Raw genomic sequence first — 21,533 nt, forward strand, 5'->3', positions numbered from 1 at the left:
CTCTATACAGGTATACAGCGGGTCACCGGTCGTCGTGGGCGGGAGATGGCCCTCTCGCCGCTCCTGGTGCGGCCCCGGTCTCCCCACCGGCCCCGGTCTCCCCACCGGCCCCGGGCACTTCATGGGCCCCGGGCCTCGTGAGCCCCGGTCTCCCGGGCGGCCGAGGCGACGGCGCGCACGATGGCCTGGTACCCGGTGCAGCGGCACAGATTGCCGGAGAGCGCGGCGCGGATGTCCTCCGGCGAGCCCGCAGCGTGGCGGCGCACCAGGTCGTACGCGGTGATCAGCATGCCCGGTGTGCAGAAACCGCACTGGAGGGCTCCTTCGCGGGAGAACGCCGCCCGCAGCCGGTCGGCGTCGGCTCCGGCCAGGCCCTCGACCGTGACCACCTCCGCACCGTCGCAGGTCGCCGCCAGGGCCAGACAGCCGCGTACGGGCAGCTCGTCGACCAGGACGGTGCACGCCCCGCACACCCCCTCCTCACAGCCGAGGTGGGTGCCGGTCAGCCCGAGGCGGTCACGCAGCAGATCGGCGAGACTGGTCCGCGCGGGAACGGTCACGGTGTGCTCCGTACCGTTCACCCTCAGCCGCAGTGATACCTGGTTCATGGCGCCCCGACCCCCTCCGTGCCCGTGGCCCGGCCCACCCGTTCGGCGCGGTGCAGCGCCCGGCACACCGTGGCCGCGTGGATGCGCAGCGTGTGGCGGGCGGTGTTGTCCAACGCCCCGTCGACGGTGCCGAGATCCTGGGCGACACCGGGCAGCACCGCCGCCACGTCCAGCCCCGCCGCGGGCCGTCGGCCGGTGAGCAGCAGCTCGGTGGCGGGCAGCCGTACCGGTGTGTCGTGTGCCGCACCGAGCCACAGCGCCACCTCGCACAGTCCGCCCCGCGCGTCGGTGTCGAACAGGACCACCGCGAGCGACGCGGCGAAGGAACCTCCGGCACCGGCCGTTTTGTGCAATCCCCACCAGCGCCCTGGCGGCAGTCCGCGCACCTCGACGGCGACGACGATCTCATCGGCCGCCAGAGCGCTGCGGAACGCGCCCCGCGGCAGCTCACGGGCGGGAAGCGAGCGGACACCGCGTGCCCCGCACACCTCCACGGTCGCGTCCAGGGCGGCGAACACCGTGGGCCACTCCGCCGCCGGATCCGCGTGGGCCAGGCTCCCGCCCAGCGTGCCGCGGGTACGGACGGCTCGGTGACCGATACCCGCGGCGGCCCGTGTGAGCAGACCCCCTCCCGCGTCGGGGACCAGTCCGTCCTCGACCATCTGATGGGTGGTGGTCGCTCCGTAGCGCACACCCCCGGCCACCCTCCGGGCGCCCCGCAGGGTGTTGATGCCGGTGATGTCCACCAGGTGCTCCGGGGTGGTCCGGCGGGCGTTCAGCTCCGGCACCAGGCTCTGCCCGCCCCCCAGTACCTGGGCGCCGTCGCCCAGACCGGCCAGCAGCGCCACCGCCGCGGACACTCCGCCCGGCCGGTGATACGTGAGCTCCGCGGGTTTCACGGCGCCCCCGCCCGGCCACCACCGGTCCCGGCCGCCCCCGCCCGGCCACCGGCCCCGGTGTCCACGGGCGCGTGCGGGGGACCGGGCGCCGACGCGCGGTCGAGCGCGGCCCACACCCGGGCGGCCGTCATGGGCGTCCGGTCGATCCACGCGCCGAACTCCCGCAGCGCGTCGGTGATCGCGTTGCCGATCGCGGCGGGGGGAGGGATGGCGCCGCTCTCTCCCACGCCCTTCATCCCGAGGACGGTGTGCGGCGACGGGGTGCGAAGGTGTCCGACCCTGATCTCGGGGACGTCGATCGCTCTGGGCAACGGATAGCCGCCGAGTGCGGTGACGGTCGGCCTGCCGCTGGTGTCATGGGGGATCTCCTCCATCAGCGCGGTGCCGATCCCCTGCACGGTGCCGCCGATGATCTGACCGTCGACGATCAGCGGATTGACCACCGTGCCGCAGTCCTCGACGACCGCGTAGTCGAGCAGCTCCACCTCACCGGTGTCCAGGTCGACTTGGACCACGGCCGCGTGCGTACCGTAGGCGAACGCACCCGTCTGCACCTCGGGACGGTAGTAGTAGGTGACGTCCAGACCGCCTTCGACGCCCGGGACATGGTCGGGTGTCAGACAGAACTCCCGTGCCACGTCCGGGAGGGTGCGCTCCCCGTGGTGTCCGACCACCGAGCCGTGCGCCAGTCGCAGCTGCCCGGGCGGCTCGTCGAGCAGCACCGCCGCGATGCTACGGACCCGCTCCGCCAGCAGGTTGGCGGCCCCGTACGCGGCCCCGCCCGCCATCACCATCGTGCGCGAAGCGAAGGTGCCGTCCCCGCGCGGTGTGTACGCGGTGTCGCCGTGGCGCACCGCGACCCGGTCCGGGGCGATGTCGAACACCTCGGCCACCACCTGCGCGAGTGTGGTCTCATGCCCCTGACCCTGGCTCTGGACACCGACGCTCAGCGTCAGACTGCCCGTGGCGTCCATGACCAGCCGGGCGCCCTCGACACCGAAGGTGACCGCGAGACCGCGGGAAGCCCATTCGAGACAGCCGTGCGCCGTCTGCTCGGTGAACGAGCCGTATCCCACACCGATCCGGGTGCGTGCGTGCGGATCCATGGCCCGCTGCCGTGCGCGCACCCCGCGGTGGCCGATGAGTTCGCTCACCCGCCGCACCGCCTCGGGGTAGTCGCCGCTGTCGTACACCTTGTGGGCGACGGAGGTGTACGGCATGGACTCCGGGCCGACCATCGCGCGCATCCGCATCGCGTACGGCTCGATCCCCAGTTCATGGGCCAGATCGTCGATCAGGCGCTCGATGCCGAAGCAGGCGGCCGGCCGGGCCACCCCGCGGCAGGGCCCCAGGGGTGTGGTGTTGCTGGCCACACTGCGCGCCGTGTAGCGGTAGTTGCGCACCCGGTAGGGCCCGGGAAGCATCGCCGAGGCCATCGAGGCGTCCATGGTGGCCGTCCAGGGGTGCACCGAGTACGCACCCGCGTCGACCACGATGTCGGCCTCGAGCGCCAGCAGTTCGCCGTCGGCCGCCGCGTGTCCGGTGAGCCGGTAGTGGTGGTCACGGCCCTGGGTGGTGGCCACCATCGCCTCCGCCCGGTCCTCGATCCAGCGCACCGGATGGTCCAGCCGGGTCGCGACGGCCGCGAGCGCGATCTCCTCGGGGTACACCGTGCACTTCGCCCCGAACCCGCCGCCGACGTCCGGCGCGATGACCCGCACCCGGTTGCCCGGCATTCCGAGCAGCTCGGCGATCGTGTCATGGATCAGGTGCGGGGTCTGGGTGGACGTCCACACCACCAACTGATCGTCCGCGCGGTCGTAGTGCGCGATCACACCGCGGGTCTCCAGCGGCAGCGGCGACTGCCGGCCCACGGTGTACTCCCGGGTGACCGAGACCGCCGCCCGCCGCGCCGCGGCGTCCACGTCCCCGACGCTGCCGGAGGTGGTCGCGTAGATGTTGTCCGGCCACTCCCGGTGCACCCGTGGCGCACCGTCGGCCAGCGCGGCGCGGTGGCCGACGACCGCGGGCAGCTCCTCGATGTCCACGGCGATCCGCCCGGCGAGATCCTCCGCCTCGGCCCGGTTGTCGCCGATGGCCAGCGCGATCGGCTCACCGACGTAGCGCACGGTGTCCACGGCGAGGTTCGGCAGCGCCGCGGCCCGGTATCCGGGCAGCTCGGAGGTGGCCACGAGCTGCCGCGCCAGTGGAGCCAGATCGGCTGCGGTCCACACGTCCGTGGCGGACACCCCGTCCGGGGCACGTACCGACCGTAGTCTGCCGTGCGGCACGGGGCTGCGTACCACCGCCACATCCCGTGTCCCGGGAAGCCGTACATCGGCGAGAAACCGCCCGTGACCAGTGAGATAGCGGGCATCCTCGATCCGCGGGCAACCGGCGCCCACGCCGTGCCCGGTGTTCCGCAAGGGAGGCTTCACCTCCATCCCGTACCGCCTGCACCTCTGGAATCCCAGGCTATGACACTCCCGGTGGCGTGGCGGGTGCGGCGAAGAATAGTGTGCCAAGCGGTTCGCGGGTGTCACGGCCCGTGGCCCCGCCAACGCGATCTGAGCCCCGCGGACGCCCGCGATCCGCGTAGGCCCTGTCCTGCCGATCTTCGCGGGCCCGCGACGCCTGGCACCGCGCCTCGCCGTTGTCGGGATCTTCCGAGTACGCCCAGTACGCGGACGACCCTCCTGCGATCCTCCCCCAGCTACCGCTGGGAGGTGCCCCCTCATCAGACGCCGCGGGCTGATCCACGAAGATCGACAGGACAGGACCTAGATGACGACCGCGGAGTCGACGGCGGAGTCGTCCTCCGCCCGGGCCCCGGGCAATTGGTGGCGGGCCGCGATCAGTGCGGTGTCCACGTCCCGGGTGCCGGTGGAGACACACAGGGTGTACGCGAGGTCGTCCATCCGCTGACGCACTTCGGCGCCGCCGTGTTCGGCGTGCAGCACCCGGAGGGTTTCGTAACTCTCGATGAGCCGGTGAAGCACGACGGGGTGGGCCATCAGCACGTTGCGGTCCTTCCTGTCGACCATGTCGGGCAACGGTCCGCGTACCCCGGTGCCGAGATGTCATGCGGAGCCGTCCGCCACCGCGTCCTGACCACCCCGCTTCCGGCCGGGGCCCGCTGAACACGTCCGCGTTCCAGGGCGCTCAGCACATCGGCCGCCGCGAGCGCCTGTTCCTGGCGGCGCTCGGCACGGCCGCGCGGCGGAGGAGCGGCGGCCGTAGCCAGGGCCGGTGCACCAGCCGGGGCCCGGCAGACGACGCCGTCTCCTTGCCCGCCGGACACGAGGGCGTGTACGAGGTCCATCGGCCCAGCTATTGGCGCCAGCGCGTAGGCGTCCGGGCACCTTCCGTGATCCCTTTCGGCGCGTGGCCGAAAAGTGCAGACTGGATCGGGAGGACCCCTCTTCGAGGGCGACCAGGTCACTGCGTTTCGTGAGCGCGGAGGGATGACCGGTGCCAGCAGACCGGCGGAGCGACGAGGCGGGGCCAGGGCCGCTCTGGTCAGAGCCGGGGACGCTGCTGGAGCGCGTGGCGGTCGCCGTGTTCGCCGTCGACGAGACCGACCGGATCTGCTACTGGGGGCCCGGTGCGCAGGACCTCTTCGGCTACCGCTCCCGGGAGGCGCTGTCCCAGCCCGGCGAGATGCTCTTCGTCGGCCCGGACGACGGATCCGCGGGAGCGTGGTCCCGGCTGGTGGAGCGGGGCCGCGTCGAGGGGTACTGGCGCGGCCGGGCGCGGGCCCGCCACCGGGACGGCAGCTCGCTCGACGCGGCGTTCCGGGTCTTCCCGGTGGTCGGGGTCGGTGGCCGGGTGGTGGTGCTGGTCCTCGGCAGCCGGGGCGATGAACTGGACCGGGTGAAGACCAATCTGGCCTTCCTCGACGTGCTCTTCCAGAGCTGCCCGATCGGCCTGGTCATGTTCGACGAGGACCTGCGCTACGCCCATGTCAACCAGACCCTCGCCGACATGGACGGACTTTCCGTCGAAGCCCACCTCGGACGCCATGTCGACGAGGTGGTCATCGCGTCGGACAACGGTGAGTACGCGGCCATGCTGAGCGCCGTGGCCGAGGTGGGGCGGCCCATCGTGGGCACGCTGGTCGGGGTGCGTACCAAGGGGCACCCCGATACCGACCAGGTGTGGTCGGTGAGCCTGTTCCCCCTCTCGCGCCCCGGTGGTATCCGCTTCTTCGGCGTCGGCGGGGTGATGGTCGATGTGACGGACCGGGAGCAGGCTCTCGTCGAGGCGTCCGCCGCCCGTCAGCGACTGGCCCTGCTCGACCGGGCGACCGCCCGGATCGGCACCACCCTGGACACCACGATCACCGCGCAGGAGGTGGTCGACGTCACCGTCCCGGACTTCTGCGACGGCGCCGTGGTGGAGGTGATGCGGTCCCCGGAGGAGGGGCTGACCTTCGACCCGGACCGGCCCCTGGTCACCCGCCGGATCGCCGCCGAGACCATCCTGCCGCCGCCCGCCACCGAACTCGTCGGCGGGAAGGAGGTGGTGACGTATCCGCCCGGCTCCATCATCCATGAGGTGCTGCGGACCGGACGGGCCACGCTGGCCCGGGTGGACGAGGACTTCCTGACCCACACCGTGCTCGTCGAGGAGCGCGCCCGGTTGCTGAGCGCCAGCGGCCTGACCAGTCTGCTGTTCGCGCCCCTCATCGCCCGCAAGACCGTCCAGGGCATCGCGGTGTTCGGGCGGTCCGCGGCCCGGCCGGTCTTCACCGAGCAGGACCGCGGTCTCGGCGGGGAACTGGCCTCCCGGGCCGCGCTGTGTCTGGACAACGCCCGGCTGTACAACCAGGAGCGGGACATCGCCCTCAGACTCCAGCGCGCGCTGCTGCCCAACTCCCTGGCCGGCAGCCCGTATATGCAGCTCGCCCACCGCTATCTGCCCGGCGGGCGTATCACCGAGGTGGGCGGCGACTGGTACGACGTGATCGGTCTGCCCGCCCATCGCATCGCCCTCGTGGTGGGCGATGTCATGGGCCACGGCATCCCTGCCGCCACCGCCATGGGGCGGCTGCGCATCACCGCCAGCGCGCTCGCCCGGCACGACCCGGAACCGGACGAACTCCTGGACGAACTCGACCAGTTCGCCCGTGACTCCGGCATCGAACTGGCCACCTGTCTGTACGCGGTCTACGACCCCACCACCGGACACCTCCGCATCGCCAGCGCCGGACACCCCCCGCCGCTGGTGCTCTGCCCGGACGGCCGGGTCGAGCCGCTGGACGAGGTGCTGGGCGTACCGCTGGGCATCGGTGGCTGCCGCTTCCGTACGGCCGACGCCGAGCTGCCCGAGGACTCCGTCCTCGTCCTGTACACCGACGGGCTGATCGAGGGCCGCACCCACGACGTCGAGAAGGGCATCGACGCGCTCCGCTCCGAACTGCACCTCGCGCCCGAGGCGTTGGAAGCCGCCGCCGACCGCATCCTGAACCACCTGGTGCCCGGGGATCCGGCCGACGACACCGTGCTGGTCCTGGCCCGGCTGCACCGGGCGCCCCGCCGCGCACGCCCCGCGGCGCGGCGCTGGCCGCGCTTCCGGACCGCACACCGCACCTCACCGTGAGTCCGGCTGCGGTACAGTGGCCGGGTCCTGTTGTCTCCGATAGAGGTGGACGTTGCGCATCTGAGGTCCGCGATCACCGCGCGGTACGGCATCGGCCGTACGCCCGTCACCCCGCGGCCGGTTCTTCCGGCCCGTGACCTACGCGTGGATCCGACCTCGATGCATGAGCCGTCCCCGCCCTCCGCGGAGCAGCACCTCCGCGGAGCAGCAACCTTCCCACGGCTCGGCAGCCGCGTGGTGCTCGCATACGAAGCCCCCATCCCTTGCGCCGAGACTTGCGAGAACCATTCATGGCCCATTCCACCGTGCCCGGCACCTCCGTGACCTGCTCCGGACTGAGCTTCCACTGGCCGGACGGCACCCCCGTCTTCGACGATCTCTCCCTCACCATCGGCCGCGGCCGCACCGGACTCGTCGGCCACAACGGCACCGGCAAGTCCACCCTGCTACGGCTGCTCGCGGGGCGGCTGCGGCCCGCGCAGGGGTCGGTGACCGTCGGCGGCACCCTCGCCTACCTCCCGCAGAACCTCACCCTCGACACCGCACTCCGCGTCGACCAGGCCCTCGGCATCGACCGGCGGCGCGCCGCGCTGCGCGCCATCGAGGCCGGGGAGGTGGACGAGGAACACTTCGACACCGTCGGCGACGACTGGGACGTCGAGGAACGCGCCCTCGCGACACTGAGCTCCCTCGGGCTCGACGGCCTCGGACTCGACCGCGCCGTCGGCGAGATGTCCGGCGGGGAGACCGTACTGCTGCGCCTGGCGGCGCTGCTGCTGGAGCGCCCCGATGTGCTGCTGCTCGACGAACCGACCAACAACCTCGACCTGTTCGCGCGCCGCCGCCTCCACGAGGCCGTCGGCTCCTGGCGCTCCGGTGTGCTGGTGGTGGTCAGCCACGACCGCGAACTGCTGGAGCGGGTGGACCGCGTCGCCGAACTGCGGTCCGGCGCGGTGAGCTGGTACGGCGGCGGCTGGTCCGCCTACCAGGAGGCGCTGGCCACCCAGCAGGAGGCGGCCGCCCGCACCCTGCGCGCCGCCGAGGCCGATGTACGGCGCCAGAAGCGCGAACTGGAGGAGACCCAGATCAAACTGGCCCGCCGTCAGCGCCACAACAAGAAGATGGACGCCCAGCGCAGGGCCTCGAGGATCGTGGCCGGTGAACGCAAGCGGTCGGCGCAGGAGTCGGGCGCCAAACTCCGCGGACTCCAGGAGGACCGGCTGGGCGAGGCGTACGAGCGCCGTGAGGAGGCCGCGGACGCGATTCGCGACGACGCCGAGATCCGGGTCTCCCTGCCGCACACCGCCGTACCCGCCGGACGCACCGTGCTGAGCCTGCGCGATATGCGCCCCCGCTTCGGCCGGCTGCGCGAGGCCACCCTCCAGGTGCACGGCCCCGAACGCATCGCCCTGGTCGGACGCAACGGAGCGGGCAAGACCACCCTGCTGCGCACCCTCACCGGGGAGCTCGCCCCGCTGTCCGGCGAGGCCAGGACGTGGGTGCCGGTGCGCTTCCTGCCGCAGCGCCTCGATGTCCTGGACGAGGAGCTGAGCGTGGCGGCCAATGTGGCCGAGGCGGCGCCCGGGGCGACGGACCAGCACATCCGGGCCCAGCTGGCGCGGTTCCTGTTCAAAGGGGCGCGGGCCGAACAGCCCGCGGGCACCCTGTCCGGCGGGGAACGCTTCCGTGCCGCCCTCGCGGCCACCATGCTCGCCACCCCGGCCCCGCAGCTGCTGATGCTGGACGAGCCCACCAACAATCTCGACATGGCCACGGTGCGTCGGCTGACCAGCGCACTCGACGCCTACCGGGGCGCCCTGCTCATCGCCTCCCACGACCTGCCCTTCCTGGAGTCTGTGGGCATCACCCGCTGGCTGCTCCTCGGGGAGGAGCTCCAGGACACCACCGCGGAGGAGGTGGGCGAGCTGCTCGCGGCGCCGGACCGGACATAGGACCTGTCCGGCGGTGTCAGTAGCCGCGCCGCACGTTGTCGGCGGTGGCGTCGTCGCGTCGCTGCGCCCGGCGCTGCCGTTCGACCGCCAGCTCGCCCAGCGCGTCGTCCACGGCGGTGAGCACGGTGGCCGTCGCCACGTCGTCCACCCGGGTCACCGTGGGCGACTCCGGTGCGCCCGGGGCGCTGATCCCGACCGCCGCGGCGAGCGTCGCGAGGACGGGCTCGTCCGAGCGCAGCCGGTACGCCGCGCGGCGGCGCGCGGAGGAGTCGACGAGCACCAGCTCACTGGTGTGGAACAGCAGCCATCGGCGGTGGCGTTCCCGGACGGCGTCCCCCTCCGCCTCCAGGGTGTCCAGATAGGCCCCGGGCAGCCCGCGGCCCCGGCGCCAGAGCCAGTCGCCGACCGGTTCGTACGGCGGCTCACGGGTGACGGACGACGCGGCCTGGTCCAGCAACCGGTCGGCCAGGGGCAGTGGCGGGCCCGGCACGATGCGCTCGCCGTCCAGCTCGATGACCTCGGCGTCCAGGAGATCGATGGCCTCGGCGCCGGCCAGCGCGAGCGACAGATCGCCGCGGTCGACGGAGTGCGTGGCCGCCGTGTCCATGGCGATGATCAGCAGGTCTCGAGGTGTGGTCATGGACGGCTCCCCAGTGCCGGCCGCCTACCGTGCGGGGAGGCCGGAAGGACAGCGAAGGGTGGATGCTCGGCCATGTGTCCAGCGTGCGACGGTGGCCGTGGCCATGCAAACCACGGGCCCGTGGCCCGGGGCCGGGATGGGTCAGGGCAGGGCTTCGACCTCGAGAAACCGGCGGCCACGCGGCCCCCGGTACTCCAGGGCCTCCCAGCCCAGCCGCCCCAGGACCGCGGCGCACTCGCGCAGGGCCTCCTGGGCGGCGTGCCCGGCCCCGCTCCCCGGTGGGCCCAGCCACTCGACCCGCACCACTCCGGACCGGTCGGCCGCGCTCACGCGGTACCCGGTCGCGACGCGGTGTCCCTCCGTGTCCACCGCCGACGGCCGGACACCGGCGGCCTCGAGGGCGAGCGACACGGCGCGCACCGGCTGGTGTCCCTCCCAGGCGGCGGGCACCGCTTCGGGGTCGGTGGCCCCGGTGTTCATCAGCCGGCGGATCTGCAACAGTCCCTCGAACGCGACCCGGACCGCGGCTTCCCGGCCGCTGTCGGCCGGGATCCCTCCGTCGCCGGTGGCCGCCTCGAAACCGTCGGACGGACGGCCGGTGTTGTCCATGCCTGCCACTCCGCCATCCTCGCAGACATGGGTGCGGCGCGGGGGAGTTCGGACGCCGAGGCCGGTGACCGGGGACCGGATCCGCCGGGGCGCCATCGGCTGATTACCGGTGGAACAGACGGATGTGGCCGTTATGCCCTCGGTGCCTCCCGACTGTCGCTACTGTGAGGCCCATGGATGCCGGGAACGAGCACCCCGATGACGAATGGCCCCTCCCTCCTTCCTGGATGTGGGGCTGCGGGGAGTGCATCGAGCTGTACAAGGCGATGAAGCTGGCTCCCGAGGTCGTGGAGGCGGCGCTGGAGGAATTCGGGCCGGGGGTGGACTGCGATCCCAGTGACAGTGTGGTGACGACGCAGATCCGGCTGGCCCGGCATATCGCCGTCGAGCACGAGGAGTTCCTTCCCGACGCCGACGAGGCGTGCGAGCGGTGCATGTCCGATGTGCGACGGCACCTTCCGGAGCTGCTGGTCCTCGAGCACCGGGCGCGCCATCTCTTCGCGCCACCACGCATCGTCGGCCTGCTCTGACGCCTCGTGAGGCGGGACGGTGACCCGCTGATGGGGCGGTGCCTGCGGTGGACCCGGCGACACGTCCACCGCCGTACCTCCGTACCGGCCGCGCATAGGGAACAGTGGACCCGCGGTGATGCGGGGCGAACGCCCCGGAACGCCGCGGTCCAGGCCCCTGGGCGCGGAAGGAGGCACCGCCGTGCGGGACGAGGACATCGTCATCGTGGGCGCGGGCGCGGCCGGGCTCTCGCTCGCCTACCGGCTGTGCACGGGACCACCGAACGCGCGGCCGCCTCGTGTCACCCTGGTCGACGCCCCGCCCGGTCCGCTGCGCCCGCCGGAGCGCACCTGGTGCTACTGGGAGCCGCCGGGCGGTGAGTTCGACGAGGTGCTCACCGCTTCCTGGGACCGGTTGCGGGTACGCGGCCCCGGCGGGGAGCCGGTGGTGGGACTGCCGGTCGGCCTGCGGTACAAGATGCTCCGATCCGGTGACTTCGAGGCGTTCGTGGCCCGGTGCACCGAGCGGTGTTCCGGATTCCGGCGGGTGGCGGCCACCGTGCACACCGTGGGCGATGCGCCGGGCGGTGCCGAGGTACGGGGAGCGGATCCCACGGGCGAGCCCGTCGTGCTGCGGGCCCGCTGGGCGTTCGACTCCCGGCCGCCACGGCCGCTGCCACCGGCCCGCACCACCCTCCTCCAGCACTTCCGCGGCTGGTTCGTCCGCACCCCGCGGCCACACTTCGACCCGGCCGTGGCGGACCTCATGGACTTCCGCACCCCACAGCCGTCGCGCGGACTGTCCTTCGGCTACGTCCTGCCGTTCAGCTCCCGCGAAGCGCTCGTGGAGTACACCGAGTTCTCCCCGGCGGTGCTCGACGACACCGGATACAACCGGGCGCTCACCCACTACGCACGCCAGGTGCTCGGCCTGGAGCGCTGGGAGGTGACGGCCGTCGAGCAGGGTGTGATCCCGATGACCGACGCCCGCTTCCCCCGGCGGACCGGTGCCGCGGTGTGCTGCATCGGCACGGCCGGTGGCGCCACCCGCCCGTCCACCGGCTACACCTTCGCCGCCGTGCAACGGCAGAGCCGGGCGGTCGCGGAGGCATGGCGGTGCGGGCGGCCCCCGGTGCCGCCCCGGCCGCATCCGGTGCGTGCGCGGGCGATGGACGCGGTGCTCCTGCGGGCGCTGGCGGCCGGGCGGGTGGACGGCGCGGCGTTCTTCACCGGCCTGTTCCGCCAGGTGCCGATGGAGCGGCTGCTGCGCTTCCTCGACGGACGCACCCGGGTGGCCGAGGACATCGCCATCGGACTGCGCACCCCCGTACCCGCCATGCTGCGCACCGTCGCCGAGCTGCCCTGGCTCCGACGGCGCAGCCCGGCCCCTGCGGAGGCGGTATGACATCACCTCAGGCATCGCGTCAGAACACCCGGCGAAGGGATCCGCGGATGACCCTACTGCGCGACGCGGAGCTGGCCGCCGCCTTCGACCACGCCGCGACCGGCTACGACCGGCTGGTGGCACTCAACCCCGGCTACCACGCCCATCTGCGCCGCTCCGCCCGGCGCCTGGGGCTGCCCGCACACGGGGCCGGGCTGCGGCTGCTCGACCTCGGCTGCGGCACCGGTGCGTCCACCGCCGCACTGCTCAGAGTGGCGCCAGAGGCGGAGATCGTGGCCCTGGACGCGTCGTGGGGCATGCTGGAGCGGGCCACCGCCAAGCGCTGGCCGCCCCGGGTGCGTTTTGTACACGCACCGGCGGAACGCCTGTCCGCCACCTGGGGCGCGGGGTCGTTCGACGCGGTCTTCGCCGCCTATCTCTTTCGTAAGGTGACCGATCCGGACGCGCTGCTCACCACCGTCCGCGGGGTGCTCGTGCCCCACGGGCGGCTGGCGGTGCACGACTACCTCCTCAGTGGCAACCGCCTGCACCGGGCGGTGTGGACGGCGGTGTGCAGTGCCATCGTCCAGCCCGCCGGGACACTCGCCGGGGACCGGGCCCGCTACCGCCGTCTCCGCCGCAGCGTCGAGGAGTTCGACACCGCGGACACCTTCCGCGATCGGATGCGGCGGGCGGGCTTCACCCAGGTGAGGGTGTTGCCCATGCCCGGCTGGCAGACCGGTGTGGTGCACACCGTCCTGGGCAGCGCGGCCACCGCCGCACCGGACCGGCGGGTCATCCGGTGACGGCCGCCGGGCGGCCCGGAGCGGTGGACGCCGCCGTACCCCGGCGGGGCCGCGACCGCCGCGCCCGGGTGCTGCCGCCACCGGCCGGACGGCCTCGTATCACCGGGCCCGCGCCGAGCGTGGCGGTTGCCGGTGGCGGGATCGCCGGACTCGCGGCGGCCACCTGCCTGGCCGAACGGGGCGTACACGTCACGCTGTACGAGCGGGAGGCACAACTCGGCGGGCGGCTCGCGGGCTGGCCGGTGCGGCTGGAGGACGGTTCACAGGTCACCATGAGCCGTGGCTTCCACGCCTTCTTCCGGCAGTACTACAACCTCCGCGGTCTGCTGCGGCGCACCGACCCCGGGCTGCGCATGCTCACCGGGCTGCCGGACTACCCGCTGCGGCACAGCCGCGGGCTGTACGACAGCTTCGCCCGGGTGCCCCGCACCCCGCCGTTCAGCGCCCTGGGCTTTGTGGCGCTCAGCCCCAGCTTCGGGCTGCGGGACCTGCTGAGGATGCGTCCGGCCGCGGCGCTGCCGCTGCTGGACGTCCGGGTGCCGGAGGTGTACGAGCGGCTGGACGGCATCAGCGCACAGGACTTCCTCAACCGGATCCGCTTCCCCGAGGCCGCGCGGCATCTCGCCTTCGAGGTGTTCTCACGCAGCTTCTTCGCCGACCCGCGTGAACTCTCCGCCGCTGAGCTGGCGTTGATGTTCCACATCTACTTCCTCGGCTCCGCCGAGGGCCTGCTCTTCGATGTGCCCCGGGAGCCGTTCCCGCGGGCCCTGTGGGAGCCGCTGGGCCGCTATCTGACGGGCCACGGTGTGCGACTGCGGACGGCGAGCCCGGTGGAGAGCCTGGAGCCTCGCCCCGACGGCGGGGTGCGGTTCACGGCGGGCGGTGTCACCCGCCACCACGACGCGGCCGTACTGGCGCTGGACACCGACGGGCTGCGCCGGGTGGTGGCGGACTCGCCGCGCCTGGGCACCGGCCGGTGGCGGGCCGGGATCGACCGGCTGCGCACCGCGCCGCCGTTCCTGGTGTCCCGGCTGTGGCTGGACCGGCCGGTGCGCACGGACCGTCCCGCATTCCTCGGTACAAGCGGCTACGGACCGCTGGACAACGTCAGTGTGCTGGAGCGGTGGGAGGGCGAGGCCACCCGCTGGGCCGCCCGCACCGGCGGCTCGGTGGTCGAACTGCACGCCTACGCGGTCGCTGCGGGCGCCGACCACGAGGCCGAACAGGCAGGGCTGCTGGCGCAGTTGCACCGTGTCTATCCGGAGACACGGGACGCGCGGATCGTCGGCCACCGCCATGAGTGGCGGGCGGACTGCCCGCTGTTCCCGGTCGGTGAGTTCGGTGCGCGTCCGGCGGTGCGCACCCCCGATCCGGCCGTGGTGCTCGCGGGCGACCTGGTGCGTACCACCCTGCCGGTGGCGCTCATGGAACGCGCGGCGACCACTGGTTTCCTTGCCGCGAACGCCCTGCTGGAACGCTGGGGTGTGCGGGGCCAGACCCTGTGGACGGTGCCGCGGAAGGGCCGTTCGGCCGCCCTGCGCGCGCTGGCCGGGCTGGCGGCGTCCGACGGGCGGCAGTCCGTCTGAGCGTCAGCCCGGGAACCTGCCCGTGCCGCGCAGCGCCCAGCGCCGTTCCGCGTACGCCAGATCGTCACGCCACAGCCGGGCTGCCGCCGCACGGATCAGCGGGCGGAGCACGGGAGCCGCGGCGCGCGCCACGGCGAAGCCCGGCCGGTCCGAGACCGCGACCACCGCCTCGATCACCGCCGTCCGGGGCCGTCCCGCCGCGTCGGGCCCCAGGGGTGTGGCATGTGTTTCCACGACGGAGCCCTGCCCTTTGCCGGCCACGATGCGCATCACGACCGTACGGGGACCAGGCGCGGTGAACACCGCCCGGACCGGGACGGTGGCCCGCCCGGCCACCTTGAACGCGACCTCGACCGTGAATCCGTCGCCGTCCGGGTCCGCCGAGTGGTCCCCGGCGGGTGTCTTCACCACCGTCAGATCGACGAACGAGTATGGGTGGAGCCACGCGCCGTGCCACGGGTCGAGCCGGTTGGCCACCACGTCCTGCGGTTCGCAGCGGCCGACACCGGTGTAGACGGCGCTCACTGCGCGGGCGGGATGCGGTCTGACCGGGATGACCGGCCGCTCCAGCGGGTTTTCGCCACCGGCCTGGTCCAGCCGCACCCAGGCCAGCACACCGTCGTCGTACACCGGGAAGGGCTTCCAGCCCGCGAACGCCCCGCCGTCGAGGGCGAGTCCGTGCCAGCGGCAGATCAGGATGCCGCAGCGCACCGGGCTGTCCTTGAGCGGGGCGCCGAGGTGCGGACACGTCCCGGGCCCGGCCCGCAAGCTCCCGTCGGCGCCCCGCCACGCCACCACCTCGACACCGGCGACAGTCCGGCCGAACGGTCGCCCCGGCCGGACGTCACGCGCGGCGGCCAGAACGAACCAGTTGCCGCTGGGTCTGCCCCGGGCGCGCTCCAGCGCGTCGGCGATGAGCGCGGGGCGGGCCTCGCGCCAGGTGGGCGGCTGCCGTTCCCACGGCACGGGGCTGCGGCGCAGCCGCAGGGCGTAGCGCCCGCGCCGTGCGTGAACGAAGGTCATACGACGTCCTCCCGCCCATACGTCGAAGGTGGCGCTCCGGGCGTCTGGCCCCCGGTCCGGCCGGTGCGGGCCCGCAGCCGGGCGGCCGTGACCCGCCCCAGGCCGTCCAGCGCGACCGCGGCACGGCGGCGGCGCGGGACGACGGAGCGCCGGTGCACCACGCGGTAGCCGTCCTCGGCGATGGCGTCCAGGATGCCGCCGTAGAGCACATAGGCGGTGCGGATGCACGGCCGGGACACCGGATCGAGTATCGCCAGACCGGGCGCCGCCTCGCGGTACACCCCGCGCGTGAGATCGGCGGCGGCCCGCAGCGCGGCCACGATCCGCGGATCGTGGACACCGGTGGCGTGGCTCCACTCCAGCAGCGCCCGGTCCACACCGTGCGCGGCCAGCAGGTCGCCGGGCAGATAGACCCGGCCGCGCTCCAGGTCCTCGCCCACGTCCCGCAGGAAGTTGGTGAGCTGGAAGGCGACACCGAGGCTGGCGGCATGCGGTGCGGCTTCCGCGCGCGGTACGACGGTGCCGAGCACCGGCAGCATCTGCAACCCGATGACGGCCGCGGAGCCGTGCATATAGGCGCGCAGATCGTCGTAGGTGGGGTAGTCGGTGACCTCCAGATCGCTGCGCATGGAGGCCATGAAGTCGGTGAAGTGCTGGTGGTCGATGCCGTACACGGCGGCGGTGTGCGCCAGTGCCCGTACCACGGGATCGTCGCTGGTGCCGGTGCGCAGCCCGGTGGTCAGTCGGGTCTGGAGCGCGTCGAGCGCCGCGCCCCGCTCGGTGGGACCGGCGTCGCTCACCAGGTCGTCCACGATGTCGTCGGCCCAGCGGGCGAAGCCGTACAGGGCATGCACCGCGGGTCTGCGGGCCACCGGCAGCAGCCGGGTGGCCAGGAAATATGTCTTGCCATGGCGTGCGTTGAGCGCCCGGCACCGGGTGTACGCGGTGCGCAGCGCCGGGTCGGTGATGCCCGCGGCGTTCAGCTCCCGGCCGGTCATGCGCCGCCGCCCTTCCCGGTGATGTGCGCTCCCGTCAGGGCGGGCGGCCGCGCGACGGCACACGATGGCGGCCTCCTGGTGCCCGACGGCTGCCCGGTGATCCGGAGCGCGGCCAGCTTTCCGGAGAGCAGCACCGTGGGCACCCCGACACCGGGTGTGGTGCCGCATCCGGCCAGCACCGCGTTGGCCACTCCGCGCACCAGATTGCGGGGCCGGAACGGGCCGGTCTGCGCGAAGGTGTGCGCTGCGGAGAACGGGGTGCCCGCCGCATGCCCCTCGGCCGCCCAGTCGGCCGGGGTGACCAGGCACTCCTCCTCGATGGCGGCGCCGAGCCCGGCAAGGCCCCGGCGCTCCAGCTCGGTCAGCAGACCGTCGCGGTACCGGGGTGCCAGCTCCCGCCACGCGCGCGGACCGGGCCCGATATCGGTGTTGGGGCAGGGCGCGAGGATGTAGTGCAGATGGCGGCCGGGCGGGGCGAGCCCGGGATCGTGCGTGGTCGGGCGGGTGATCAACAGGGACGGGTCGGTCATCGGCCGCCCGGCGCGGGTGAGTTCGTCGAACGTGCTCCGCCAGGCCGCGCCGAAGGAGAGGGTGTGGTGCGACAGCTGGGGCCAGGTGCGGTCGGTCCCCGCGTGCAGCACCACTGCCGACGGTGCGTGGCGCAGCCGCAGCGGGCGGCGCGGCCGCCGTCCCAACAGCCGGTAGGAGACCGGCAGATCGGGAGTGAGGACCACCGCGTCGCAGGGGACGCGGCCCTGGTCGGTGAGGACGGCGGTGATGCGGTCCCCGGTGCGTTCCAGCCGGGTGACCCGGTGCCGGTAGCGCAGTTCGGCACCGGCGTCGGCGGCCGCGTCGGCCAGCGCGTGCGGCAGGGCGTGCATTCCGCCGCGCGGGAAGTACACCCCGGCCACGGTGTCCATGTACGCGATGACGGCGTACGCGGCCAGCGCCCGCGCGGGCGGCACCCCGACGTACAGTGCCTGGAAGCTGAACACGCGGCGCACCCGCTCGTCGCCGAGGAAGCGGCCGAGCCGTGCGTCGAGCCGTCCGAAACCGCCGAGGGCGGCGAGCCGTGCCAGATCGGGGTGGAGGAGCTGGAACGGGGAGTCGTAGTTGGTGTCGATGAAACGGCGCATCTGGACCGTGTAGAGCCGCTCCAGCCAGGCCCGCAGCCGCCGGTAGCCCAGCGCCTCGCCGGCGCCCGCGAACCGGCGGACCTCCTCCTCCATCGCAGCGGCGCGGGTGTGGACGTCGAGGTGCTCACCGTCGGCGAAGCGGGCGCGGTAGGCCGGGTGCAGCGCGATCAGGTCCAGCCGGTCGCGGAGCCGGTCGCCGACGGCGGCGAGCGCCTCCTCGATCAGATGCGGCATGGTCAGCACGGTCGGGCCGGTGTCCATGCGGTAGCCGCCGCGTTCGGCCCGTCCGGCCCGCCCGCCGGGCAGGGCGGCCTGTTCCACGACGGTCACCCGGCGTCCGGCGCCCAGCAGATGGAGTGCGGCCGCGAGCCCGGACAGGCCCGCGCCGACCACCACGACATGGTCGGTGCGTCCGCTGACTGTCCTCATCGGCCGCCGCTTCCGGGCGCGGGCACCTCCGAGTCCTCGGCGGCGGCCTGGCTCCGTTCTCCCGCGGTGCGGTGCATGGTGGTTCCTCTCCTGACGCGGCCCGGTGGCGGCAGCCGTATCAGGCGGTCCGCCACATGCGACACCTTCGACGGAGTACTGTCCGACGACCCGTCGCATCAGGAGAGATGCCCGCTCACGCGGTGTCCGTGTCGCCCCCGTACCCCTTTGGCCCAATCGATGTGGTGTCGCCCCCGTACCCCCTGTGGCCCAATCGATGTGGTGTTCCGCCACGCGTGGGCGCCGCGGCGGCCGAATGGGGGTCTTCGGCCACACACACTCCGGAGACCACGCCGTGCCCGCCGCACCGGCGGCCCGCAGCCGGGGGCAGATCGGCGGGGTGACGCCGATGACGACGGCGGGCAGCGGGTTGAGCCGCACGAGCCGGACGAAGCCGTCGTGGCCGAGTGCGGGTGGCCCGTCCGCCTTGGCACGGGTGGCGTGCGGGCCCCCGATGCCCACGTGGTCGGTACAGGCGGTGTCCTCGGCGGCCGTCCGCACCTTGTGTCGCGTGGCCGCGCTGAGCCCGGGCACCGCCTCCTCGCCGGTGAACTCCCGTACGGCGGAAGCGGGCTGGTCCGACCGTCCCGCATGGACACCCGTCACCCGTGCTCCGGCGGGCCGCGCGGCCAGGAACACATCGAGACGGTCGTTGACGATCAGCGCCACCGGCTCCGGAAGGACCGCAGCCACCTCCAGCACCGTGTACGGGAAGTCCGGTCCGCCCGCGTTCTTCTCCCGTACCTGCACCGCGGTGACGCGCCTGGCCACGGCGCGGGCCACGGTCTCGGCCACGTTCCGGCCGCGCGGGCGGCACACGGGGCGGTGTCGGTGACCGGATACACCGACAGATCCACCGGCCGTGCCCCGGGCGAGGGGCTCAGTGAGCCGCTCATGAGGTCGCCGCCCGCTCGGTGACATACCGGGGCCTCGAATCGCTTCGGCTACGACGGGTGTGATCTCAGCCCCCGCGGGGGCACCCCGTGTCCGGTAAGGTGGCCCCGGCGTAACGACCGCGCACGTCAGCGGGGCGCCACCGCGGCCCAGGGGAGTGTCAGCCGCACTGCCAGGTGAACATGGCCTTGTCGAAACGGCCCGCGGCGAGGTCCTCGGGGCGGATGAGCCAGTACAGGACACCCGCGTCGGCCCACATCATCCCGGTGTCCTCGTCGGAGTCGAACTGGGCCAGCAGCACCCACCGTGCCGCCTCTTCCTCGATGCGCGGATCCTCCCAGTCGACGTCGTCGCCCAGCACCGCCTTGGCGACCGTGATCTCCACGGCGTCCTGGACACACTGCGCGTGTCCGCCGATCTGGTGCGCGGCGCCCCTCTGGTGGTCCCACAGTGCCTCCATGAAGGTGTCACACCGCACCGGATGGGCGTAGCGCTCCATGACGGACAGTGAGCCGAGCCCGAACTCGGCGCTCAGCACGGTCGATTCGGCGTCCGGAGCGCTCGGCGCCACCCGGGCGGTCAGCGGTACGGCCGGGTACGGGGTGAGCCCTTCGGGCGCGGGCCGCTCGGGCACATCGGCGGACTCGGGCGGCAGATGCAGCAGCCGCGCACCGGCCCAGGTGTCCGGATCGCAGGTGTCCACCACCGCCTCGCACTCCTCGTCCTCGAGATAGAAGAAGGCCAGCCGGCCCTCGGGACGCAGCGGGATGTCCAGCTCGTCGACGGGGAGCGCGGTACAGTCGACCTCGGCCACGAACGACAGCGGGCCGTAGCCTTCCCAGACGGGCCACTCGATGTGCTCCGGCAGCCGGGGCAGACCGCCGAGCCGGCCGACCACGGGATCGCCCGGACCGGCCGCCCGGAGGTGGGCCGCGGGGCGCAGCAGCCCCGTCCAGCGGTCGGCCATGTCGGGGGGCAGGTGGGTGCGGGCCAGTGTGTGCAGGGCATCGGGAGCGGTGTTCTCAGGGGTGTCCATACGCACCATGGTGACCACCGGCACCGACAGGCCCGCCCCGGGTCCCCGTTCCCCGCCTCGGGTGCCCGTCGGCGGTGGCCGTCGGACAAGGGGGATTCGGGATCCCGCCCGGATCGGCGCGGCGTTCCTCGTCCGCGGGGATCTCCCGCTGCCCGCCGGCTGCCCGGTGTACGCGCTCCACCCTGCCGGGCTGGACGCGGCGGCGGTGCGTCTGCTGACCGCGTCCGATGTGGTCAACTCCCTGGCCCACAACGCCTCGACGGCGGACTGACCCACCACCGAGCCGTGGCGGGGCGTGCCTTCACGCCCCGTCCGAAGTCATGACCTCTGTCGTACTCATGCGCTCTATGTCCATTCCGGGGGAATTCCCGGCCTTTCAGCTGAGCAACGGCCCGATGGCGCAGTTGTCATAGCGCACGCCGATCGGCGGGATGGACTGAATTCGGCAGCGTTATCGGTGCCCGGTCGTACATGTCGCATTCCCGATGTGTGCGGGATGGGGAATTCGAGTACCAGTCGTCCAGTCTTCAAGCGATCGGCACACCTATTCCACAGGCGCCGTGTGTGCGGCCCGGACCGGGCGCCGGATCGGGCCCGCGCATGGGGGCTTCGCCCGTGATCGCGGGGTTGTCCGACAAGGTCGACGCGAGTGCGCGGGGCAAGAGTGACGGGCTTGTGAAGAGGATCCGGGCATCGCGTGGCCATATGTGCGTGCCCGGTGATCGGAAGGTGACGGAATGCGCCGTTCCGCGCGATGTCTGATTCGCAGCCCACCGAGTTGGCGTGATTACATCCTTTCCCACTGAGGCGTTCTCAGGATCCGGTCCCCCCGAATCCTGCGTTTGTTCTGCGGGTGTTGGTCCATTCGGCAACCGCGGGCGGTGAAGCCTCATTCGAGATATTTATCCAAGGGAGACGCAATAATGAACAACGCACCCAAGGTCGCGACCCAGGAGATCTCCGACGCTGAACTGGACAACGTGGCCGGCGGGCTGGGTGCGACGGTCACCGACACCCTCGGCACCGTCGACGCCGTTGCCGCCCCGGTCACGGGCGTTGTCGGCACCGCCACCGGCACGGTGGACGGCGCCACCGGCCTGAACACCTCCGGTGTCATCGGCACCGTCGGTGCCCTCTGAGGCACCCCTCACCCTGAGGCGATCTCACCTCTGAGGCGATCTCACTTCGCCTCCCGGTGCCGCCGAGCGCGGCACCACCGGTCGGACGGCCCCGCCGTACGACCGGCCCCGTGCCCCGGGCCCGCCTGGTCCGGGGCATTCGGCGGTCCATGGGGCCCGGCGCCCGGACCGCCGCGGCGCCACCATGCGAAGCCGCGCACTCCATCCGTTCCCGCGGTTGAGGAAAG

At 73.1% G+C, this 21,533-nt stretch carries 18 protein-coding genes and 1 pseudogene; 8 read left to right on the forward strand and 11 right to left on the reverse strand.

Annotated features, from left to right (window positions below):
* Positions 1-119 precede the first annotated feature (119 nt).
* Genes AC4BEG_RS32960 through AC4BEG_RS32975 form a run of 4 tightly spaced genes read right to left on the reverse strand, consistent with a single transcriptional unit; the run spans position 120 to position 4,527 of the window.
* Positions 120-608 carry a (2Fe-2S)-binding protein gene (locus AC4BEG_RS32960; RefSeq protein ID WP_490703322.1) on the reverse strand — a complete coding sequence of 163 codons (489 nt, stop codon included), beginning with the start codon at positions 606-608 and terminating at the stop codon, positions 120-122.
* Positions 605-1,507, reverse strand: coding sequence for an FAD binding domain-containing protein (locus tag AC4BEG_RS32965; protein ID WP_490703323.1), 903 nt, complete (start codon positions 1,505-1,507; stop codon positions 605-607). The genes AC4BEG_RS32960 and AC4BEG_RS32965 overlap by 4 nt, the downstream gene beginning before the upstream one ends.
* Positions 1,504-4,245 carry a xanthine dehydrogenase family protein molybdopterin-binding subunit gene (locus AC4BEG_RS32970; protein ID WP_490703324.1) on the reverse strand — a complete coding sequence of 914 codons (2,742 nt, stop codon included), beginning with the start codon at positions 4,243-4,245 and terminating at the stop codon, positions 1,504-1,506. The genes AC4BEG_RS32965 and AC4BEG_RS32970 overlap by 4 nt, the downstream gene beginning before the upstream one ends.
* Before the next feature lie 42 nt (positions 4,246-4,287).
* The gene (locus tag AC4BEG_RS32975; RefSeq protein WP_490707286.1) at positions 4,288-4,527 is read right to left on the reverse strand and encodes a DUF5133 domain-containing protein; all 240 of its coding nucleotides are present in this window, start codon (positions 4,525-4,527) and stop codon (positions 4,288-4,290) included.
* Positions 4,528-4,978: 451 nt separating this feature from the next.
* On the opposite strand from AC4BEG_RS32975, the gene AC4BEG_RS32980 reads away from it, so the two are divergent.
* Both AC4BEG_RS32980 and AC4BEG_RS32985 read left to right on the forward strand, forming a co-directional pair.
* Positions 4,979-7,108, forward strand: a complete 2,130-nt coding sequence (locus AC4BEG_RS32980; protein WP_490703325.1) for a SpoIIE family protein phosphatase — start codon at positions 4,979-4,981, stop codon at positions 7,106-7,108.
* A 290-nt stretch (positions 7,109-7,398) separates the two neighbouring features.
* Entirely contained in the window at positions 7,399-9,060 is a 1,662-nt protein-coding gene (locus AC4BEG_RS32985) for an ABC-F family ATP-binding cassette domain-containing protein (protein ID WP_490703326.1), read from the forward strand.
* A 16-nt stretch (positions 9,061-9,076) separates the two neighbouring features.
* On the opposite strand, the gene AC4BEG_RS32990 is transcribed toward AC4BEG_RS32985, so the two are convergent.
* Positions 9,077-9,700: a GOLPH3/VPS74 family protein gene (locus AC4BEG_RS32990; protein ID WP_490703327.1), complete on the reverse strand. Its 624-nt coding sequence runs from the start codon at positions 9,698-9,700 to the stop codon at positions 9,077-9,079.
* Positions 9,701-9,841: 141 nt separating this feature from the next.
* Positions 9,842-10,309, reverse strand: a complete 468-nt coding sequence (locus AC4BEG_RS32995) for a hypothetical protein (RefSeq protein ID WP_490707287.1) — start codon at positions 10,307-10,309, stop codon at positions 9,842-9,844.
* Positions 10,310-10,482: 173 nt separating this feature from the next.
* On the opposite strand from AC4BEG_RS32995, the gene AC4BEG_RS33000 reads away from it, so the two are divergent.
* The 4 genes from AC4BEG_RS33000 (at position 10,483) to AC4BEG_RS33015 (ending at position 14,594) form a co-directional block, all read left to right on the forward strand.
* Positions 10,483-10,839 (forward strand): hypothetical protein, encoded by a 357-nt coding sequence (locus AC4BEG_RS33000; protein WP_490703328.1) that lies wholly within the window; start codon positions 10,483-10,485, stop codon positions 10,837-10,839.
* A 181-nt stretch (positions 10,840-11,020) separates the two neighbouring features.
* The gene (locus AC4BEG_RS33005) at positions 11,021-12,223 is read left to right on the forward strand and encodes a lycopene cyclase family protein (RefSeq protein WP_490703329.1); all 1,203 of its coding nucleotides are present in this window, start codon (positions 11,021-11,023) and stop codon (positions 12,221-12,223) included.
* A 47-nt stretch (positions 12,224-12,270) separates the two neighbouring features.
* Positions 12,271-13,008 (forward strand): class I SAM-dependent methyltransferase, encoded by a 738-nt coding sequence (locus AC4BEG_RS33010; RefSeq protein ID WP_490703330.1) that lies wholly within the window; start codon positions 12,271-12,273, stop codon positions 13,006-13,008.
* The gene (locus tag AC4BEG_RS33015; protein ID WP_490703331.1) at positions 13,005-14,594 is read left to right on the forward strand and encodes an FAD-dependent oxidoreductase; all 1,590 of its coding nucleotides are present in this window, start codon (positions 13,005-13,007) and stop codon (positions 14,592-14,594) included. Before AC4BEG_RS33010 ends, AC4BEG_RS33015 begins: the two co-directional genes overlap by 4 nt.
* Before the next feature lie 3 nt (positions 14,595-14,597).
* On the opposite strand, the gene AC4BEG_RS33020 is transcribed toward AC4BEG_RS33015, so the two are convergent.
* From AC4BEG_RS33020 to AC4BEG_RS33040, 5 genes and pseudogenes are all read right to left on the reverse strand, one after another.
* Positions 14,598-15,617, reverse strand: coding sequence for a Rieske (2Fe-2S) protein (locus tag AC4BEG_RS33020; RefSeq protein WP_490703332.1), 1,020 nt, complete (start codon positions 15,615-15,617; stop codon positions 14,598-14,600).
* Complete coding sequence (locus AC4BEG_RS33025) at positions 15,614-16,615, reverse strand: phytoene/squalene synthase family protein (protein WP_490703333.1); 1,002 nt, start codon at positions 16,613-16,615, stop codon at positions 15,614-15,616. Before AC4BEG_RS33025 ends, AC4BEG_RS33020 begins: the two co-directional genes overlap by 4 nt.
* On the reverse strand, positions 16,612-18,180 hold the full coding sequence (gene crtI / locus AC4BEG_RS33030; protein WP_490707288.1) for a phytoene desaturase family protein: 1,569 nt from the start codon (positions 18,178-18,180) through the stop codon (positions 16,612-16,614). Before crtI ends, AC4BEG_RS33025 begins: the two co-directional genes overlap by 4 nt.
* A gap of 408 nt (positions 18,181-18,588) precedes the next feature.
* Positions 18,589-19,158, reverse strand: a pseudogene (locus AC4BEG_RS33035) (thiamine phosphate synthase); the annotation flags it as partial.
* Between the two features lie 133 nt (positions 19,159-19,291).
* On the reverse strand, positions 19,292-20,167 hold the full coding sequence (locus AC4BEG_RS33040) for a YwqG family protein (protein ID WP_490703334.1): 876 nt from the start codon (positions 20,165-20,167) through the stop codon (positions 19,292-19,294).
* Here AC4BEG_RS33040 and AC4BEG_RS33045 point away from each other — a divergent pair.
* Positions 20,160-20,438 carry a hypothetical protein gene (locus tag AC4BEG_RS33045; RefSeq protein ID WP_490703335.1) on the forward strand — a complete coding sequence of 93 codons (279 nt, stop codon included), beginning with the start codon at positions 20,160-20,162 and terminating at the stop codon, positions 20,436-20,438. The genes AC4BEG_RS33040 and AC4BEG_RS33045 overlap by 8 nt on opposite strands.
* Positions 20,439-21,090: 652 nt before the next feature.
* On the forward strand, positions 21,091-21,306 hold the full coding sequence (locus AC4BEG_RS33050; protein WP_490703336.1) for a type A2 lanthipeptide: 216 nt from the start codon (positions 21,091-21,093) through the stop codon (positions 21,304-21,306).
* Positions 21,307-21,533: the final 227 nt, after the last annotated feature.

Source organism: Streptomyces sp. JLBJ103, from assembly GCF_058215575.1.

Excerpts from the sequence above, each read along its gene's own strand:
- AC4BEG_RS33020 (WP_490703332.1), bottom strand. The coding sequence starts at position 15,617 with ATGACCTTCGTTCACGCACGGCGCGGGCGCTACGCCCTGCGGCTGCGC.
- AC4BEG_RS32960 (WP_490703322.1), bottom strand. The coding sequence starts at position 608 with ATGAACCAGGTATCACTGCGGCTGAGGGTGAACGGTACGGAGCACACC.
- AC4BEG_RS33025 (WP_490703333.1), bottom strand. The coding sequence starts at position 16,615 with ATGACCGGCCGGGAGCTGAACGCCGCGGGCATCACCGACCCGGCGCTG.
- AC4BEG_RS33000 (WP_490703328.1), top strand. The coding sequence starts at position 10,483 with ATGGATGCCGGGAACGAGCACCCCGATGACGAATGGCCCCTCCCTCCT.
- AC4BEG_RS32970 (WP_490703324.1), bottom strand. The coding sequence starts at position 4,245 with ATGAGGGGGCACCTCCCAGCGGTAGCTGGGGGAGGATCGCAGGAGGGT.
- AC4BEG_RS33010 (WP_490703330.1), top strand. The coding sequence starts at position 12,271 with ATGACCCTACTGCGCGACGCGGAGCTGGCCGCCGCCTTCGACCACGCC.
- AC4BEG_RS33040 (WP_490703334.1), bottom strand. The coding sequence starts at position 20,167 with ATGGACACCCCTGAGAACACCGCTCCCGATGCCCTGCACACACTGGCC.
- AC4BEG_RS32985 (WP_490703326.1), top strand. The coding sequence starts at position 7,399 with ATGGCCCATTCCACCGTGCCCGGCACCTCCGTGACCTGCTCCGGACTG.
- AC4BEG_RS33050 (WP_490703336.1), top strand. The coding sequence starts at position 21,091 with ATGAACAACGCACCCAAGGTCGCGACCCAGGAGATCTCCGACGCTGAA.
- crtI (WP_490707288.1), bottom strand. The coding sequence starts at position 18,180 with ATGAGGACAGTCAGCGGACGCACCGACCATGTCGTGGTGGTCGGCGCG.
- AC4BEG_RS32995 (WP_490707287.1), bottom strand. The coding sequence starts at position 10,309 with ATGGACAACACCGGCCGTCCGTCCGACGGTTTCGAGGCGGCCACCGGC.
- AC4BEG_RS32990 (WP_490703327.1), bottom strand. The coding sequence starts at position 9,700 with ATGACCACACCTCGAGACCTGCTGATCATCGCCATGGACACGGCGGCC.